20 protein-coding genes and 1 other RNA gene are annotated in these 16,961 nt (G+C 63.3%); 11 read left to right on the forward strand and 10 right to left on the reverse strand.

Annotation, left to right across the window (positions count from 1 at the left end; all coding sequences use genetic code 11):
* Window positions 1-85: 85 nt before the first annotated feature.
* The 4 genes from EJ069_RS28395 to EJ069_RS28415 form a co-directional block, all read right to left on the reverse strand.
* Window positions 86-1,276 (reverse strand): VWA domain-containing protein, encoded by a 1,191-nt coding sequence (locus tag EJ069_RS28395; RefSeq protein WP_126063964.1) that lies wholly within the window; start codon window positions 1,274-1,276, stop codon window positions 86-88.
* Between the two features lie 10 nt (window positions 1,277-1,286).
* The gene (locus EJ069_RS28400) at window positions 1,287-1,691 is read right to left on the reverse strand and encodes a type II toxin-antitoxin system HicB family antitoxin (RefSeq protein ID WP_126063965.1); all 405 of its coding nucleotides are present in this window, start codon (window positions 1,689-1,691) and stop codon (window positions 1,287-1,289) included.
* 267 nt (window positions 1,692-1,958) lie between these two features.
* Entirely contained in the window at window positions 1,959-2,405 is a 447-nt protein-coding gene (locus tag EJ069_RS28410; RefSeq protein WP_073985252.1) for a GNAT family N-acetyltransferase, read from the reverse strand.
* A gap of 60 nt (window positions 2,406-2,465) precedes the next feature.
* Entirely contained in the window at window positions 2,466-3,326 is an 861-nt protein-coding gene (locus EJ069_RS28415) for a LysR family transcriptional regulator (protein WP_126063966.1), read from the reverse strand.
* Window positions 3,327-3,463: 137 nt separating this feature from the next.
* Here EJ069_RS28415 and EJ069_RS28420 point away from each other — a divergent pair, with 137 nt between their 5' ends.
* Window positions 3,464-5,011: an MFS transporter gene (locus tag EJ069_RS28420; protein ID WP_126063967.1), complete on the forward strand. Its 1,548-nt coding sequence runs from the start codon at window positions 3,464-3,466 to the stop codon at window positions 5,009-5,011.
* 28 nt (window positions 5,012-5,039) lie between these two features.
* Here the strand turns inward: EJ069_RS28420 and EJ069_RS28425 are convergent, their stop codons facing one another.
* Window positions 5,040-5,879, reverse strand: coding sequence for a MoxR family ATPase (locus EJ069_RS28425; RefSeq protein ID WP_126063968.1), 840 nt, complete (start codon window positions 5,877-5,879; stop codon window positions 5,040-5,042).
* Window positions 5,880-6,039: 160 nt separating this feature from the next.
* Between EJ069_RS28425 and ssrS the strand changes: the two genes are divergently transcribed.
* From ssrS to EJ069_RS28450, 5 genes are all read left to right on the forward strand, one after another.
* Window positions 6,040-6,195, forward strand: a non-coding RNA gene (gene ssrS / locus EJ069_RS28430) — 6S RNA.
* Between the two features lie 82 nt (window positions 6,196-6,277).
* Entirely contained in the window at window positions 6,278-6,862 is a 585-nt protein-coding gene (locus tag EJ069_RS28435; RefSeq protein ID WP_126063969.1) for a 5-formyltetrahydrofolate cyclo-ligase, read from the forward strand.
* Window positions 6,863-6,938: 76 nt separating this feature from the next.
* Window positions 6,939-7,460 carry a DUF3592 domain-containing protein gene (locus EJ069_RS28440; protein WP_126063970.1) on the forward strand — a complete coding sequence of 174 codons (522 nt, stop codon included), beginning with the start codon at window positions 6,939-6,941 and terminating at the stop codon, window positions 7,458-7,460.
* A 50-nt stretch (window positions 7,461-7,510) separates the two neighbouring features.
* The gene (locus tag EJ069_RS28445; RefSeq protein ID WP_126063971.1) at window positions 7,511-8,335 is read left to right on the forward strand and encodes a YmdB family metallophosphoesterase; all 825 of its coding nucleotides are present in this window, start codon (window positions 7,511-7,513) and stop codon (window positions 8,333-8,335) included.
* A gap of 70 nt (window positions 8,336-8,405) precedes the next feature.
* Window positions 8,406-9,170, forward strand: coding sequence for a TerC family protein (locus tag EJ069_RS28450; protein ID WP_126063972.1), 765 nt, complete (start codon window positions 8,406-8,408; stop codon window positions 9,168-9,170).
* A gap of 48 nt (window positions 9,171-9,218) precedes the next feature.
* Here EJ069_RS28450 and EJ069_RS28455 read toward each other — a convergent pair whose 3' ends face one another.
* On the reverse strand, window positions 9,219-9,701 hold the full coding sequence (locus EJ069_RS28455) for an SRPBCC domain-containing protein (RefSeq protein ID WP_126063973.1): 483 nt from the start codon (window positions 9,699-9,701) through the stop codon (window positions 9,219-9,221).
* Window positions 9,702-9,752: 51 nt separating this feature from the next.
* Between EJ069_RS28455 and EJ069_RS28460 the strand changes: the two genes are divergently transcribed.
* The 3 genes from EJ069_RS28460 to EJ069_RS28470 all read left to right on the forward strand — a co-directional run bounded on the left by EJ069_RS28460 (window position 9,753) and on the right by EJ069_RS28470 (window position 11,380).
* A complete protein-coding gene (locus tag EJ069_RS28460) occupies window positions 9,753-10,076 on the forward strand; it encodes a helix-turn-helix domain-containing protein (protein WP_042645707.1) in 324 nt (107 codons plus the stop codon).
* Between the two features lie 203 nt (window positions 10,077-10,279).
* A complete protein-coding gene (locus tag EJ069_RS28465) occupies window positions 10,280-11,029 on the forward strand; it encodes a YebC/PmpR family DNA-binding transcriptional regulator (protein ID WP_126063974.1) in 750 nt (249 codons plus the stop codon).
* Between the two features lie 39 nt (window positions 11,030-11,068).
* Window positions 11,069-11,380, forward strand: coding sequence for a SelT/SelW/SelH family protein (locus tag EJ069_RS28470; protein WP_126064898.1), 312 nt, complete (start codon window positions 11,069-11,071; stop codon window positions 11,378-11,380).
* A 50-nt stretch (window positions 11,381-11,430) separates the two neighbouring features.
* Here the strand turns inward: EJ069_RS28470 and EJ069_RS28475 are convergent, their stop codons facing one another.
* Window positions 11,431-11,907, reverse strand: coding sequence for a DUF1772 domain-containing protein (locus EJ069_RS28475; protein ID WP_126063975.1), 477 nt, complete (start codon window positions 11,905-11,907; stop codon window positions 11,431-11,433).
* 122 nt (window positions 11,908-12,029) lie between these two features.
* Between EJ069_RS28475 and EJ069_RS28480 the strand changes: the two genes are divergently transcribed.
* Window positions 12,030-12,671, forward strand: a complete 642-nt coding sequence (locus tag EJ069_RS28480; protein WP_126063976.1) for a TetR/AcrR family transcriptional regulator — start codon at window positions 12,030-12,032, stop codon at window positions 12,669-12,671.
* A gap of 302 nt (window positions 12,672-12,973) precedes the next feature.
* Here the strand turns inward: EJ069_RS28480 and rpmE are convergent, their stop codons facing one another.
* A complete protein-coding gene (gene rpmE, locus EJ069_RS28485) occupies window positions 12,974-13,195 on the reverse strand; it encodes a 50S ribosomal protein L31 (RefSeq protein ID WP_040974396.1) in 222 nt (73 codons plus the stop codon).
* Window positions 13,196-13,401: 206 nt separating this feature from the next.
* Here rpmE and EJ069_RS28490 point away from each other — a divergent pair, with 206 nt between their 5' ends.
* Window positions 13,402-15,204 (forward strand): ABC transporter transmembrane domain-containing protein, encoded by a 1,803-nt coding sequence (locus EJ069_RS28490; RefSeq protein WP_126063977.1) that lies wholly within the window; start codon window positions 13,402-13,404, stop codon window positions 15,202-15,204.
* Here EJ069_RS28490 and EJ069_RS28495 read toward each other — a convergent pair.
* On the reverse strand, window positions 15,185-15,373 hold the full coding sequence (locus EJ069_RS28495) for a hypothetical protein (protein WP_126063978.1): 189 nt from the start codon (window positions 15,371-15,373) through the stop codon (window positions 15,185-15,187). The genes EJ069_RS28490 and EJ069_RS28495 overlap by 20 nt on opposite strands.
* Window positions 15,374-15,451: 78 nt before the next feature.
* Window positions 15,452-16,939: a carboxypeptidase M32 gene (locus EJ069_RS28500; protein WP_126063979.1), complete on the reverse strand. Its 1,488-nt coding sequence runs from the start codon at window positions 16,937-16,939 to the stop codon at window positions 15,452-15,454.
* Window positions 16,940-16,961 lie beyond the last annotated feature (22 nt).

Here is a 16,961-nt window from a genome sequence, read left to right on the forward strand (position 1 = left end):
TACATTAAGTACGCTCCGCTCCGGTTCTCGGATGCCACCATTTTCGACTCGGCCTGACCTGAATTTCAACGTTGCAACCAGCAGTTCAGCGCTTGCGCGACAACTGCCTTGTCGCGGCTTCCAGCCCGGCCAGTGTCAGCGGGAACATGCGGCCGCCGAAGATCTCGCTGATCATGGCGATCGAGTGCGTGTAGCGCCAGTTCTTCTCGGCTTCCGGATTCAGCCAGATCGCGTTCGGCCATTGCTGCAAGAGTCGCGTCAGCCACGCGCTGCCGGCCTCCGGGTTCCAGTGCTCGACCGAGCCGCCGGGATGCGCGATCTCGTAGGGGCTCATCGAGGCGTCGCCGACGACGATCACCTTATAATCCGGCCCGTATTTGTGGATCAGGTCGAAGGTCGGGATCGTCTCGGCAAGCCGGCGGCGATTGTCCTTCCAGACGCGCTCGTAGAGGCAATTGTGGAAGTAGAAATATTCGAGCTGGCGGAACTCGGCGCGCGCGGCCGAGAAAAGCTCCTCGACGCTTCTAATATGGTCATCCATCGAGCCGCCGACATCGAAGAACATCAAAAGCTTCACGGCATTGCGCCGCTCGGGCCTGGTCTTGACGTCGAGATAACCGTGCTCGGCGGTGGCGTGGATGGTGCCGGGCAGGTCGAACTCCTCCTCGGCGCCCTCGCGCACCCAGCGGCGCAGCCGCTTCAGCGCCACCTTGATGTTGCGGGTGCCGAGCTCGACGGTGTCGTCGAAATTCCTGAACTCGCGCTTGTCCCAGACTTTCACCGCGCGGCGATGCCGGCTTTCATGCTGGCCGATGCGCACGCCTTCTGGATTGTAGCCATAGGCGCCGAAGGGCGAGGTGCCGCCGGTGCCTATCCATTTCGAGCCCCCCTGGTGCCGGCCTTTTTGCTCCTCGAGCCGCTGCTTCAAGGTTTCCATCAGCTTGTCGAAGCCGCCCAGTGCCTCGACCAGCTTTTTCTCCTCCTCGGTCAGGTGCTTTTCGGCCAGCCGGCGCAGCCATTCCTCGGGGATGTTGGCGACATCGACAGCATCAGGGCCGCCAAGCGCCTCGACGCCCTTGAAGACATGCGCGAAGACCTGGTCGAAGCGGTCGATATGGCGCTCGTCCTTCACCAGGGCCGAGCGCGCGAGGTAGTAGAAAGCCTCGACGTCATAGTCGACCAGCCCGGCCTCCAGCCCTTCCACCAGCGACAGATATTCCCTGAGCGAAACGGGAACCCGCGCGGCCTTCAGTTCGAGGAAGAAGGGGATGAACATGGTTGAATTGTTATCTTTGTCCCTCGATCTTCTCGCGTGCCGCGCTTGCAATGAACGCAGAGCGGGTAAGGCCGCGCCGGCCCGCTTCTTCGTCTATTGCTGCCAACAGACCTGCATCAAGGGACAGATTGGCTCGGACAGGTCTCCCTGAATCGATCAGCACGGGGATCATCACCGCCGATTCGCCGGCAGTGCTATCAATCTCACCTGACCGCAACAATTGCGTCATCGTGCGAGGGGCAGGCATCGGCAGTTGCTTTGCTATTCGGGCCTCAGCCCATTCACGCATGGCCGACGTCGCGTCGGCGATTGCTTCCTCGGGATTTGCCCCGCCGCCGTGGCAGCCGGGAAGATCGGGGACCCGTACGCCCCAGACGTCGTCGGCTCCGTCGAGTATTCCGACATAGTGCGTCATGTGAATAGTCCTCAAATCCATCCAGCAAGTCGAGCGATCGAACGCGCCACGCCCAGGGACTGTTCGCGGTGACGAGGCACGATGATCGTTACGTCCGGTCTTTCCGGATGCTCATACTTTTCATGCTTGCCGCCGCCGACATTCAACCACCTTCGCGCAAGAGCCTGCCAACAATCTTACGCGTATTGGTTTCTATTAGCGGCATTTCGCCTCTCGCGTCTGCGCAATATATTGCGCAATTTCGATCGTTTCACCCATGGACCGTGATTACAGCAGATCGTACTCGATAAAGCCCGTCCGCCTTGCCACATGATCATAGAGCCGGCGCGCCGTGGCGTTGGTCTCGTGCGTCATCCAATAGACATTCTTCACGCCGATCTTGCCGGCCTCGTCCTGCACCGCTTTGATCAGCGCGGCGCCCACGCCTTTGCCGCGCACCTCGGGGTCGGCGAACAGGTCCTGCAGGTAGCAGTTGTTTTTCTCCGACCAGCCGGAGCGGTGATAGAGGTAGTGGGTCAACCCAACCGCCTTGCCGTCGAGCGTGGCGATGAAACCTTTCGGCTCGAACTCACCGTCCGTGAACAGCCGCTTCCAGGTGATGGCGTAGACCTCTTCCGGGAGCTTCGTCTCGTAGAAGGTCAGATAGTCGGTCCAAAGCCGGCGCCAGTCGGCGTGATCGGACTGCGCGAGCGGGCGGATGGTGATCTCGGACATTTCATTCTCCTCCGAAGCCTGGGCTCCCCAATGGAATCAGGCCCAGGAGACTCCTTTGCCCTATCCCGGCGGCAAATTGTACTCGCGAAATGCGGTGGTGAGCATGCTGAGCGCCTCTCGCGCCCGCGGCGCCAGGGCGTGCGAATGCAGGACGATCTCGGAAGACGGAATTGGTGGCAAACCCAGCTTGCGGCCGACATCGATCAGGCCGTGAGGAACGACGCGATGGGCAAGCGCGGCAACGGCGAAACCCGCGGACACCGCGATGTTGACGGCGGTGCCGCCGCCACCCAGGAACGCCTCGTCCCAGGCGATGCCGGCCCGGTCCAGCGCCTCGATCGCTCTCAGACGATCCGGACAGGTGCATACCGTGCTTAAAAGCGCTAGACGCAGTGGCGTCCCGTGCCGCCATTCGAATGTGGGCGCGGCGAACCAGCCATATTGCGTGCGCGAGAGTGTCGTGCCTCGGCGGTCGCTTTCGCGGTGGACGATCACCGCATCGAGCTCGCCGCGGTCGAAGGCTTCCTCCAGCAGAGACGAGGTCTCGATCCTCATGCTGAGCGCTAGCGACGGATCATGCGCGTGAAGCTGTGCCAAAAGCACGGAAAGCTCCGGTCCGGCGACGTGGTCGACAAAGCCGAGCGCGAGGCGACACGGTGTGGTGGAAAACTCGGCCATGGCACGCTCATGAGCGGCAAGGAACTCGCGCGCTGCGGGCAGGAAGACGGCTCCCCTTGCCGAGAGGCTCACGCGACGCGGGGTTCGCTCGATTAAACGCGCGCCCAGCTTCTCCTCCAGCCGGCGCAACTTGACGCTGATCGTCGCCTGCGTGCTGTCGAGTGCCGCGGCCGCGCGCGTGAAGCTCTGCAACTCGGCCACCATCACGAAGGTCCGCACGGCATCGACGTCAAGGCTGGTCATTGTGTGCATTCCATTTTGTCATGTCTGAAATAGATACGCATAGCCTTTTTTCATGGTCAAGCCTCCTCTATGTCCTCGGCGACTGCCGTTGAAAAACGGCGGCGCCCGTTCTTCAAGCCAGATCGAAAGTGACCGACATGACGTTTCATCGAAACACCATTGCGCTTACCGGCGTTTGTCTTGCCTCGCTGCTGTTCGGTCTCGAAATCTCCAGCGTGCCGGTGATCCTCCCGAAACTTGAAAGCGTGCTTGCGGCCAGTTTTAAGGACCTGCAATGGATCATGAACGCCTATACCATTGCCTGCACGACGGTCCTGATGGCGACGGGGACGCTGGCCGACCGTTTGGGCCGCAAGCGCGTGATGGTGATCACCACTGTCGCCTTCGGACTCGCCTCGCTGCTGTGTGGCCTTGCGCCGAGCGCGTGGCTCTTGATCGTTGCTCGGTTCCTGCAGGGCCTCGCTGGCGGAGCGATGCTGACCTGCAGCGTCGCGGTGCTGTCGCACCAGTTCCAGGACGGCCGCGAACGCGGCAAGGCGTTTGTCGCCTGGAGCGTGGTCTCGGGCATCGGCCTCGGCTTTGGGCCTGCGATCGGCGGCTTTATCGTCGCGCTGTCGAGCTGGCAGTGGGTGTTCCTGATCCACGTGCCGCTCGCGATCCTCGCTTTGGCCTTCATCGGCGCCGGAGTCACGGAATCGCGCGACCGCAACGCTCAGAAGCTCGATTGGGCCGGCATGCTCACGCTCTCGCTCGCGGTGTTCGGTTTCTCCTATCTGATCACCCAAGGGGCGGAGCTCAGCTTGGGTGTCCGCATCGGCGTGACGGCCGCGGCGGCCGTCTCCTTCGTTGTGTTCCTTGTCGCGGAGACGATCAGTTCCTATCCGATGTTCGATTTCTCCGTGTTCCGCATCCGCCAGTTCTCTGGCGCGATCATGGGCGCCATCGGCATGAATTTCAGCTATTGGCCGTTTATCATCTACCTGCCGATCTATTTCTCGGGCGTTCTCGGCTACGACAGTACCACCACCGGCCTGCTGCTGCTCGCCTACACGCTCCCCTTCATGCTGATGCCGCCGATCGCCGAGCGCCTGCGAGCCCGCTATCAGGCACGAGTCGCGGTGCCGCTCGGGCTGCTCACATTGGGGATCGGGTTCCTCGCCATGCGGATCGGCTCGGGCCTCGATGGTGCCAATTGGCTGACCATGTTGCCCGGCACGCTGATCGCCGGCATCGGCATCGGCCTGACCAATTCGCCGACCACCCACACCACAACCGGGTCGGTATCGCCCGATCGCGCTGGCATGGCGTCGGGCATCGACATCAGCGCGCGCCTGATCACTTTAGCCATCAACATCGCCGTGCTCGGGCAGTTGTTGACGCAAGGGATCGTTTCCCATCTGCGTGCCGCATTCGGGCCCGCCATCGATGGGAACGAGCTGCGCTTGCTGGCGGAAAGAATTGCCGGCGGCAATCTCGATGATCTGACGCAAGCCTCGCCGGAACTCGCTGCTCTCGATCCAACCGGCGCGATCGTTCACGCCTCTCTGGTCAACGGCTTTGGCTGGGTCATGCTCTATAGCGGGATCGGCGTGCTTCTGCTGTCGGTGATTGGCTTCGTCATCTTCGGCCCGGGCAGCGCCCTCTCAGCAGAGAAGGACTCGGCCCGGAGCGTGGCGGAGGCCTAAATTAGGCGCCAGATGCGAGAACCGCGCGTCATCCCTGCCGTCTGGCCATGAACGCGAGCCGCTCGAACAAATGCACGTCCTGCTCGTTCTTGAGCAGCGCGCCGTGCAGTTTCGGCAACATGTTCTTCGGCTCGGCGCGCAAATCCTCTGGTGCGATGTCGTCGGCGACCAGCAGGCGGATCCAGTCGAGCGCTTCGGAGGTCGACGGCTTCTTCTTCAGGCCCGGCACCTCGCGGATCTCGTAGAACTGGGTTAGAGCCGCCCGCACCAGGTTCTCCTTTACGCCGGGGTAATGCACCTCGACGATGCGGTGCAGCGTGTCGATGTCGGGGAAGCGGATATAGTGGAAGAAGCAGCGACGCAGGAAGGCGTCGGGCAGTTCCTTCTCATTGTTCGAGGTGATGATGACGATCGGCCGGAACTCGGCGCGGATCGTCTCGCCGGTCTCGTAGACGAAGAATTCCATCCGATCGAGCTCCTGCAGGAGGTCGTTGGGGAATTCGATGTCTGCCTTGTCGATCTCGTCGATCAAAAGCACGACCTTCTTTTGCGCCGCGAAGGCGTCCCATAGCTTGCCGCGCTTGATGTAGTTGGCGATGTCGTTGAAGCGCTCGTCGCCGAGCTGGCTGTCGCGCAGCCGCGACACGGCGTCATATTCATAAAGGCCTTGCTGCGCCTTGGTGGTCGATTTGACGTTCCATTCGATGAATTCGAGCCCAAGCGCCGACGCCACCTGGCGGGCGAGCTCGGTCTTGCCGGTACCGGGCTCGCCCTTGACCAGCAAGGGCCGCTCCAGCGCGATCGCGGCGTTGACCGCGACCATCAGATCCTTGTCGGCGACGTAAGCCGCGGTGCCTTCGAAACGCATTTTTTCTCCTGTCCGTGGGGCTGGACCGTAAGGAGGCGAGGCCGGCCGCGCAAGGGCGGTTGCCGAGAGCCTCTGATCGAGATGGTCCGCAAGGCGAATTACGCGTATTGGTCGCTCGTGTCTCTGGCGCACGGCTAACCATCGGCCTATATTTGTCCACGGCGGTCTGTGCTTCCCGGCAGGAGAAACTTATCCCCGGGGCCTTATCGATCCTTAGGGAGCTGTCCCTGGGAAGACCCGTGGGTTTTCTCACACGGCGCCCACCTACTTTGTAGGCACCCGGGATCGACCTCTCCACCGGTTGTGTGGATCGTCACTCTCCCGATTTCGGGAGACATGCGCTAGAAAACGTCGTTCCTAAGACTCCACCCAATTCCGGCCCTTTCTAGCGTCTGAGCATGAACTCACCGAAAGACCTGAAGAAACAGCTTCGCAAGGAAGCGCTGGCGCGCCGCGATGCGCTCGACGAATTCTGGCGCGTCGAGATCGCGCTCGAAATGGCCGAGACGGCAAAGGAGAAGATCGACTTCGAGCCCGGCCGCATCGTCTCCGGCTTCTGGCCGATGCGCTCGGAGGTCGATGTGCGGCCGCTGATGTTCGCGCTGCGCGAGAAGGGCGCCAGGCTCTGCCTGCCGGCGATCCTGGACAAGACCACGATCGTCTTCCGCGAGCTGGTGCGCGGCGCGCCGATGGTCGATATGGGCTTCGGCACGGTCGGGCCGCATGAAGAGGCGGAAGTGCTCGACCCGACGCTGATGCTGGTGCCGCTCGCCGCCTTCGACGGCCGCGGCCACCGCATCGGCTACGGCGCCGGCTATTACGACCGCGCCATCGCCAGGCTGGCCGAAAAGGGCATCACGCCCAGGCTGATCGGCATCGCCTTCGACTGCCAGGAAGTCGAGCGGGTGCCGGAAGAGAACCATGACGTCATCATTCCGGAAATACTGACCGAGAGCGGATTGCGCCACTTCGATGTCGCTTAAAATATCACGATCTGCTTAACGCGTTTCAAAGAACCGTCGGGTGATATTCCTGCGCTAAGTCCGAACCGACGGGGTCGTGGTGTTTATCTTCGCGCGTTACTTGCTGATGCCTTTCGCCCTGATCGCCGCGGTGCTGTTTGCGATGGGAGCGCACATCATCGGCACAAGCTTGCATCACCAGGCCGCCTGGCAGCGCACGGTTGCCACCGTAACGGATGTCAGCCCCTACAGCGAAACGCGGGCGAACGGTCTCACCACGGACGGCATCAATGTCGTCGTCAGCTATGTTGCCAATGACGCGCCGATGACGTGGTCCGGCAAGGACAAGGACATCGGTCTCTACAAGGCAGCCAGGGGCGACAGGATAGAGTTTTACTACGACCCTGCCGATCCGTCGAACCTCGACACGGCCGCGATGAAGGGCTGGCGCGGCGGGCTGCTGCTGCTCGCCGTCACCGGTGGGTTCACCTTGTTCTACATCTGGTTCTTCTGGTTGCGAGGACGCAAAACGCCGCCCATGGCGCCATCGACCGTTCGCGTTGCCGGCGCTGGAGCGGGGCCAGCCGATCAGCAACGCGGCACTTTCGGCCGGCGTTAAGGACCTCGGTGCCGCTTGCCTAGTGTCCACAGCTCTGGATAGAAGTGGCTATGAGACTCCTCTTTCTCGGCGACATGGTTGGCAAAACAGGGCGCACGGCAGTGTGGGAACAGCTGCCGGGGCTGATTTCCGACTTCAGGCTCGACTTCGTAATCGTCAATGGCGAGAACGCCGCCGGCGGCTTCGGCATCACCGAGGACATCTTTCGCGAGACGCTCGCTGCGGGCGCGGATGTCGTCACCACCGGCAACCATGTCTGGGACCAGCGCGACGCGCTGATCTTCGCGCCACGCGAGGAGCGTTTCCTGCGGCCCTCCAATTTTCCCAAGGGCACGCCAGGGCGCGGCTCCGGCGTCTACATCGCCCGCAACGGCGCGCGCGTGCTGGTCGCCAACATCATGGGCCGCGTCTTCATGCACCCGGAGCTGGACGATCCGTTCCAGGCCGGCGAGCGGGAGATTGCCGCCTGTCCGCTCGGCGAGCAGGCCGATGCGGCGATTGTCGATTTCCATGCCGAGGCGACCTCGGAGAAGATGTGCTTCGCGCATTTCGTCGACGGCCGCGCCAGCCTCGTGGTCGGAACGCATACGCATCAGCCGACCGCCGATCATCAGATCCTCAATGGTGGCACCGCCTATATCTCGGACGCCGGCATGTGCGGCGATTACGATTCCTCGCTGGGCATGGACAAGGAAGAGCCGCTCAATCGGTTTCTTTCCAAGGTGCCGAAAGGCCGCTTCGAAGCGGCGACTGGACCGGCGACTCTCTGCGGCGTCGGCGTCGATATTTCCGACCGCACCGGGCTTGCGGAAAGGATCGCGCCGTTTCGTCGCGGGCCTCGGCTGGAAGAAACGGCGCCGTCTTTCTGGTCCTGACATTGATATAGGCGAGGTCAGTGCCTAACTGGCGACGAAACTGCTCTAGATCGTAGAGGGGACGACCTCCATGCAGCTTGTCGAATTCCTGGCGCCGCACTTTGCCTTTGTTTCCGACCCGACCGCCTGGGTTGCGCTTTTGACACTGGTGGTGCTCGAGATCGTGCTCGGCATCGACAATCTGATCTTCATCTCGATCCTGACCAACAAGCTGCCGGAAGCGCAGCGCGCCCGCGCCCGCCGGCTGGGCATCTCGGCGGCGCTGGTCATGCGGCTCATCCTGCTCGCCACGATCTCGATCATCGTGCAGCTGACGACGCCGGTGTTCACCGCCTTCGGCCACGGATTTTCCTGGCGCGACCTGATCCTGATCGCCGGCGGCCTGTTCCTGGTCTGGAAGGCGACCAAGGAAATCCATCACACGGTCGACCCGCAGGACCACCAGGACACGATGGTGGGTACGCTGCAGCTGAGCCTTGCCGGTGCCATCTTCCAGATCCTGCTGCTCGACCTCGTCTTCTCGATCGATTCCATCATCACCGCCGTCGGCATGACCGACGAGATCGCCATCATGTATATCGCGGTGATCGTGGCGGTGAGCGTGATGATGCTGGCTGCGGCGCCGCTCGCCAACTTCATCGCCAGGAACCCCTCCATCGTCATGCTGGCGCTGGGCTTCCTGCTGATGATCGGCATGACGCTGATCGCCGACGGCATGGGCTATCACGTGCCCAAGGGCTATATCTACGCGGCGATGGGCTTCTCGGCGCTGGTCGAGGGTCTCAACATGCTGGCGCGGAATCGCAAGAAGCAGGGGTCTGGCGGCGGGCATTGATGGTGGCAACGAGGGCGGCAGCGTGCGGCTGTCGCTCCCGCCGCAGGATCATTTGCTTTCCGACGTCGGCAGTTCACCGCGCATTTCGCTGGGGTAGAACCCTTCACGCAGATTGATGCCGTACTCGACGTAAGCTTTCATGCAAGACAGCATCTGCGACCAGCCCTCGCAATTGCCGTAGGATGATTTGCGGCCGGCCTCGTCCTCGCGCCATCCGCTTTCGGCAATGGTGACGAAGGTGCCACCGTCATCCAGGGCTTCGAAGCTCATTTCGATCGTGGTCTTGTAAGCCGGTACAACGCCGGGGCCGCTGCCATCCCAGCGCAGCACGATGCGCTCGTTGGGCACCACCTCATCGACCTCGACGGGCACGGTCTTCCACCATGTGACCGTGGTGCCGGGGACCAGTGGCGCCGAGGCGCCGCCAAGCGTCGTAAAATACCCGCTGAGCTTCGTCGGGTTGACCACCGCGTCGAAGACCTCGGCGACTGGTTTGCCGATGCGTCCGGAAATCCTGAATCCAAGGGGCATATCCACAGCTCCTTCCTTGCTCAGTGGAACAATATGTTATAGAAACATAACATGTCAAGCCAAACCGCGGACGACCATGTTTTCAAGGCCTTGGCGCATCCACGCCGGCGCGAGTTGCTGGATCGCCTGAAGGATCAGCCGCAGACCACCGGCGCGCTTTGCGAGGCGTTCCCGGACATGGACCGCTGCACGGTGATGATGCATCTGAAAGTGCTGGAGGAGGCCGACCTGGTGGTTGCGAGGCGCGAGGGACGCGAGCGTTGGAACCATCTCAATGCCTTGCCGATCAAGCAGATCCACGATCGCTGGATCAGCCAGTATGCCGGCCACGCGATCAGCATTCTCGACCGGCTGAAGTCCGATCTCGAGAGCTGAGCGGCCTCTCCGGCGCCGGAGTTACGGCGCGTCTGGACGAATTGAGCCGATTTATCTATAAGCCGGCCATTCCGACAGAGAGCGCCGTGTGCCTTCGCAGGCATGCCTGGAGCGTTCTGAAAATTTGAATTCGAGCAATTTGCGGATGGCGAGGTGATCCCATTTCGCTCCGCAATGCTCTAGCCGAACACGACAGGGGTGCCATGGCTGGCCATTCGCAATTTAAGAACATCATGCACCGCAAGGGCCGTCAGGACGCGGTGCGGTCGAAAATGTTTTCCAAGCTGGCGCGCGAAATCACCGTCGCGGCCAAGACCGGCACGCCGGACCCGGCGATGAACCCGAGGCTTCGCCTTGCGGTGCAGAACGCCAAGGCCGTGTCGATGCCGAAGGACAACATCCAGCGCGCCATCAACAAGGCTTCCGCGGGCGACGGCGAGAACTACGAAGCCGTGCGCTACGAGGGCTATGGCCCGGGCGGCGTGGCGCTGATCGTCGAGGCGCTGACCGACAACCGCAACCGCTCCGCCTCCAATGTGCGCGCCGCCTTCACCAAGGCCGGCGGAGCGCTCGGCGAAACCGGCTCAGTGTCATTCATGTGGAACCGGGTCGGCGAGATCTACTATCCGGCTTCGGCCGGCAGCGCCGACAAGGTGATGGAAGCCGCGATCGAGGCCGGTGCCGACGACGTCGAGTCCGACGAGGAAGGCCACACCATCTATTGCAGCTTCGAAAATCTGGGCGAAGTATCGAAGTCGCTTGAAGCGGCGCTCGGCGAGGCGGAATCGGTGAAGCCGATCTGGCAGCCGCAGAACAACGTGCCGGTCGATGAAGAGCGGGCGCAGTCGCTGATGAAGCTGGTCGCCACCCTCGAGGATGACGACGACGTGCAGAGCGTCTACGCCAATTTCGAGGTCGACGACGAGACGATGGCCAAGCTCAGCGCGGCCTGACCGGCAACGCGATCCGATATGAGCGAAGCTCAATCTCGTATGACCGACAAGCCGCTTCCCGTCATCCGCATCACCTATTGCACGCAATGCCAATGGCTGTTGCGTGCCGGCTGGATGGCGCAGGAGCTGCTGTCCACCTTCGGCACCGATCTCGGCGAGGTGACGCTGGTGCCGGGCACCGGCGGCATCTTCACCATTTCCTGCAACGATCAGCTGATCTGGGACCGTAAGCGCGACGGCGGCTTTCCGGATGCGGCGAAGCTGAAGCAGCTGGTCCGCGACGTCATCGATCCGGATCGGGATCTCGGCCATGCTGACCGCAAAACCGACAAGAAGACCGACCCCGCCTGAGGCGCGACCCCGCCTGAGGCGGGGGCCTTTTGCATCGCGGCTGCGTATCCTCAGATCAATGCCATTATGAAGCAGGCCATCGCCACGATGGCAGTGACAGTGCGCACGTGGTTCCACATCACCCATTGGCTGAGATGGTTCGCCCAGACGGCGGCGCCGTTGGCGCTGTGCGGATCGACGGCGGCTAAAGCGTCGTTGAGCGGCACGTTGAAGGCCATGGTCACGATCGGGTTGCCGACGAAATAAATCACGGCGCCGGCAAGCAGCCAGTATGAGCCGGATTGGCTCCAGCCGAAGAGAACGGCGGCAATCAACGCCAGGCAGATGAGACCGGTGCCGAACAGCGCCGTCATGAAGGTCGGCGTGATCACCGTGACATTGATCGAATTCATCGCCGCGATGCCGCTTGGGACGGGCAGCCGCGCGAGTGCCGCCATGACGAAATTGGAAAAGGCGAAGAACACGCCGCCGACCACGCCGGAGCCGATCGCGGCGATGAAGGTGAGGGTGGGAAGAAGTTTCATCATCTCAGTTGGCTCCAGATGTCGGTTGGTTTAGCAAATGTGATAAATCCTCACATTTGCCAAACGTGATAAATCCTCGTATTTTGTGAGTCAAGCTGGGGTTGGAAAATCGCTTGGAGGGAGCCATGGACGAGAAAGTCACCGCCAAGCCGGACCAAGCCGCCATCGCCTCGCCACGCCGGTCGCCGAGCCAGCAACGCAGCCGCGAGCGGGTCGAGCGCATGCTTGCCGCCGCCTCGGCCTTGATTGCCGAACAGGGCAGCGATGCCATGCGCATGGGCGAGGTGGCGGAGCGGGCAGGGGTGTCGATCGGCTCGCTCTACCAGTTCTTCCCGGACAAGCGGGCGATCGTCTGGGCGCTGGCCGAGCGCTACACGGCCGAGAGCCAGGCCTGCATCTCGGCGGCGCTGAAAGATGTCAGGGACGCCGAAGGGCTGAAGCAGGCGTTTTCAGAACTGGTCGACATCTATTACCAGCTGTTCCTGGCCGAGCCGGTGATACGCGACGTCTGGTCGGGCACGCAGGCGGACAAGACCCTGCGCTCGCTCGAGCTCGCCGACAGCCGAGCCAATGCCGAATTTTTGGTCGCGGTGCTGAAGCGGCTGAGGTCCGATGCCGACCCGGTCGAACTGGAGACGACGGCCTTCCTCGTCTGGCAGATGGGCGAGGCGGCCGTGCGACTGGCGATCTCGGTCGATCGGGAGGAGGGTGACAGGTTGGTTGAGGCCTACAAGCGCATGGCGCTGCGGGAGTTGGTGGGGGAATAGCGGCCTTCCTCCTCGCAGCGTACGCGATTGGCGAAATCGCCGGCGAGAGCGTCCCCTCTCCCCGTCGCTATACGGGGAGAGGATGCCGGCAGGCAGGTGAGGGGCAGCGCCGGCCTATGAAAAGTGCACTGTCACCGAATTTCTCTGATGTATTTCTGTTGTTGCTGATGGTCAGCTTGCCGACGCCGGCGCTGCCCCTCATCCGCCCTTCGGGCACCTTCTCCCCGTTGAACGGGGAGAAGGAAGAAAACAAAAAACCCGCCTCGAAGGCGGGTTTTGCAAAATCTGCCGATGTATCCGGCTTAGAGGCCGAAGCCTTCGAAGCGCTTCTTGAACTTCGACAGGCGGCCGCCGCGGTCGAGCAGGGTCTGCTGGCCGCCGGTCCAGGCCGGGTGCGTGGTCGGGTCGATGTCGAGGTTCATCGTGTCGCCTTCCTTGCCCCAGGTCGAACGGGTCAGGTATTCGGTGCCGTCGGTCATGACGACCTTGATGGTGTGGTAGTCGGGATGGATATCGGCCTTCATTGTCTTATGTCCTGGCTTGCCGGCGCCGGTGACGGGCCAATGGCCTGCGTCGATGCGCCCCTTTTTAAAACTCGAAGCCGCAGCTAATGAAAAGCCACGGCTTCTAAAACGGTCGGCGAGCCTATACATCAGCCGGAATTGAATCACAAGGCCGCGGCAAGCGCATATTGAAGCGCGGTGTTGACCAGCGGCCAGAGGAAACGCTCATGGCGGATATCGGTGCCAGTGGAGACCAGCGCAGGCGCTCGGTCCGGCCGCTGAGAAACCTTTTCCCCTATATCACCCGCTACCGGAAGCTGGCGGTTGGCGCCATCATCTCGCTGATCGTGGCGGCCGTGACGACGCTCGCCTTGCCGATGGCCGTGCGGCGCATGATCGACCATGGCTTCCAGGCCTCGGGCTCCACCTTCATCGCCGAATATTTCGCCGCGCTCGTGGCGATGGCGGCGCTGCTCGCGGCGGCTTCGGCCAGCCGCTATTATTTCGTCATCACGCTGGGCGAGCGGGTCGTGGCCGACATCCGCCGCGACGTTTTTGCCCATGTCACGACACTATCGCCCGCCTTTTTCGATCGCGCGCATTCGGGCGAGATCGTGTCGCGGCTCGCCGCCGACACCACGCAGGTGAAGTCGGCCGTCGGCGCCACCGCCTCGGTCGCGCTGCGCAATGTCATCCTTGGCATCGGCGCGGTGGCGATGATGGTCGTCACCAGCCCGAAACTGTCCGGGCTGGTGATCGCGGCCATTCCGCTGATCGTGCTGCCGCTGGTCGCCTTCGGCCGGTCGGTGCGGCGCAAGTCCCGGCAAGCGCAGGATACGCTCGCGGAGGCCACCGCCTATGCCAGCGAGCAGATCGGCGCGGTGCGCACGCTGCAGGCCTTCACCAACGAGAAGCTGGTCACCGGCCGCTTCGCGGCCGCGGTCGATGCCGCCTTCGAGGCGGCGCGGGCATCGGTGTTCGCGCGCTCCTTCCTGACCTTCTTCGCCATCTTCATGATCTTTTCCTCGGTGGTGGCGGTGCTGTGGTTCGGCTCGCGCGACGTGCTTGCCGGCACGCTGTCGCCCGGCACGCTCAGCCAGTTCCTGCTCTATTCGGTGTTCGCCGCCGGCGCGCTCGGCGCCTTGTCGGAAGTGTGGAGCGAGCTGTCGCAGGCGGCGGGCGCCGCCGAGCGGCTGACGGAGATCCTGGCCGAGACGCCAACGATCCAGCGGCCGGTCGAGCCGCTTCCACTGCCGGCCACCGCCAAGGGCGCGATCAGCTTCGACGACGTTTCCTTCTCCTATCCGGCACGGCCGGACCGCGCAGCCGTGCACGGGCTAAGCTTCCAGGTGAAGCCCGGCGAGACGGTGGCGATCGTCGGGCCTTCGGGCGCCGGCAAAAGCACGGTCTTCTCGCTGATCCTGCGCTTCTACGATCCCGAGAGCGGCCGCGTCGCCATTGACGGCGTCGACCTGCGCGAGGCCGATCCCGCCGCCATCCGCCAACGCATCGCGATCGTGCCGCAGGACGTCACCGTCTTCGCGGCAAGCGTGCGCGACAATATCGGCTTCGGCCGGCAGGGCGCCGGAGATGCCGAGATCGAGGCAGCGGCCAAGGCAGCCCTTGCCGACGAATTCATCGCCAGGCTGGGCAACGGCTATGACAGCCAGGTCGGCGAGCGCGGCGTGACGCTGTCGGGCGGCCAGCGCCAGCGCATCGCGATCGCCCGCGCCATCCTGCGCGATGCGTCGATCCTCCTGCTCGACGAGGCGACCTCGGCGCTCGACGCCGAAAGCGAAACCCTGGTGCAAAGGGCGCTGGAGCGGCTGATGCGCGGCCGCACCACCATCGTCATCGCGCACCGTCTGGCGACGGTGCTCAAGGCCGACCGAATCCTTGTGATGGAAGGCGGGCGCATCGTCGAGGAAGGCACGCATCAGAGCCTGGTTGCCAAGGGCGGCATCTACGCGCGGCTCGCCAAGCTGCAGTTCGAGGCAGGCGCCGACGCCTTCAAAGGCGCGGCGGAATAAGACCCTCGAGGCAATCGAGTGAGCGGCCGTCCCAGTTCATGCGCTGGATGCGCAGAAAATCGGTCGTGCTTTCGCCTCTTGTGCCGGACACGCGCGGCAATTCATCCAGCATTTTCTTGAGGCGCTTGGCTGCAATCGCACGCAATGCCTGCTCGACGGGCCTTTTCACGAAACAACCTCCTGCTTCGGCGCTGCGTCCTCAACCTCGCGCTCTACGCCTGCCTCGATAGAAAGGCAACCGAGCGCGTTATGCCTCGCCGTAGCGCTTGCGCAGATGCTCCGTAAAGTAAGCGGCGTTGAGCTTCTCGCCGGTGGCGCGCTCGAGCAGGTCGGGCGTCGACCAGCGCGAGCCCTGCGACCAGATTTTTGCGCGACGCCACTCGTTGATGGCGCTGAAATCGCCCTTGGCGAGGTCCTCGTCGGCGGACGGATGCTCCCTGGTCAAAGCCGCCCATTGCTGCGCCGCCATCATGGCGCCCAGAGTGTAGGACGGGAAATAGCCGAAGGCGGCGCCCGGCCAGTGCACGTCCTGCATCGGCCCGTCGGCCGGGTTGTCGACGGTCGAGAGGCCGAGATAGTCGCGCATCCTGGCGTCCCATGCCTCGGGGAGGTCGGCGGCTTCCAGCCGGCCGGACACAAGCTCCTGCTCGAGTTCGTAGCGCAGGATGACATGCAGCGGATAGGTGACCTCGTCGGCGTCGACGCGGATCAGGCCGCGCTCGACATGGTGGACATGCGGCAGGATGTCGTCGAGCGACCAGGCTTCGCCGAGATGTCTTTCGACTATCGGCAAAGCCCAGCGCCAGAAGGCGGGGTTGCGGCCGACCTGCTTTTCGACGAACAGGCTCTGGCTCTCATGCACAGCCATGCCGCGCGCCTTGCCGAGCGGCCAATGCGACCAGGCCTTCGGCAGGTTCTGCTCGTAGAGCGCATGACCGGTCTCGTGCAGCACGCCCATCAGCGCGGAGAGGAAATCGGAGGTCTTATAGCGGGTGGTGATGCGCACATCCGTCGGCACGCCGCCGCAGAAGGGATGGTGCGATACCGACAGCGAGCCATGGGTGAGGTCGAAGCCGACGGCCGCCATCATGGCAAGGCCGAGCTCGCGCTGGCGGTCGACGGCATAGCTGCCTGACAGCGGCTTCAATGGGTGCTTCGCCAATCGCGCATCCTGCACGGCCAGCGCATGCGGCAGGAAGTCCTTGAGAAAGACCTTCAGCTCGGCAAACACCGGCGTGATGTCGGCGGCGCGGTTGCCGGGATCATACTGCTCCATCAGCGCGTCATAGGGGGCGAGGCCGAGCGCGTCGGCGCGCAGCGCCGCCTCTTCCCGCACCAGGGCCACGACGCCTTCCAGTGCCGGCAGGAAGCCCGCCCAGTCGTTCCTGGCGCGCAAGCTCCGCCAGAGCTGCTCGGAGCGCATGCGCGCTACCGTCTGGCGCTCGACAAACTCGGCCGGCAGGCAGGTGAGGTTGGTGTATTGCCGGCGCAGTTCCCGGACCGCCGCCTGCTGCTCTTCGCTCAGCGGCTCGGCTTCGGCGGCCGAAATCCAGTCGCCGATCTCCGGCGCGGTGGCCTGGCGATGCAGCATGCCGGCCAGCGAGGACATCGCCTCGGCGCGTTTCTCGCCGCCGCCAACCGCCATATGCGTCGCCTCGTCGGCGCCGAGGATGGCCAAAGCATGCTCGAGCGCTTCGAGCTTGTGGCCGAGGTCGTCGAGTTTCTGGAAGGACATGATGGATACCCAGCTTCAATGT

The sequence above is a fragment of the Mesorhizobium sp. M2A.F.Ca.ET.043.05.1.1 genome, assembly GCF_003952445.1.
Taxonomy (GTDB): domain Bacteria; phylum Pseudomonadota; class Alphaproteobacteria; order Rhizobiales; family Rhizobiaceae; genus Mesorhizobium.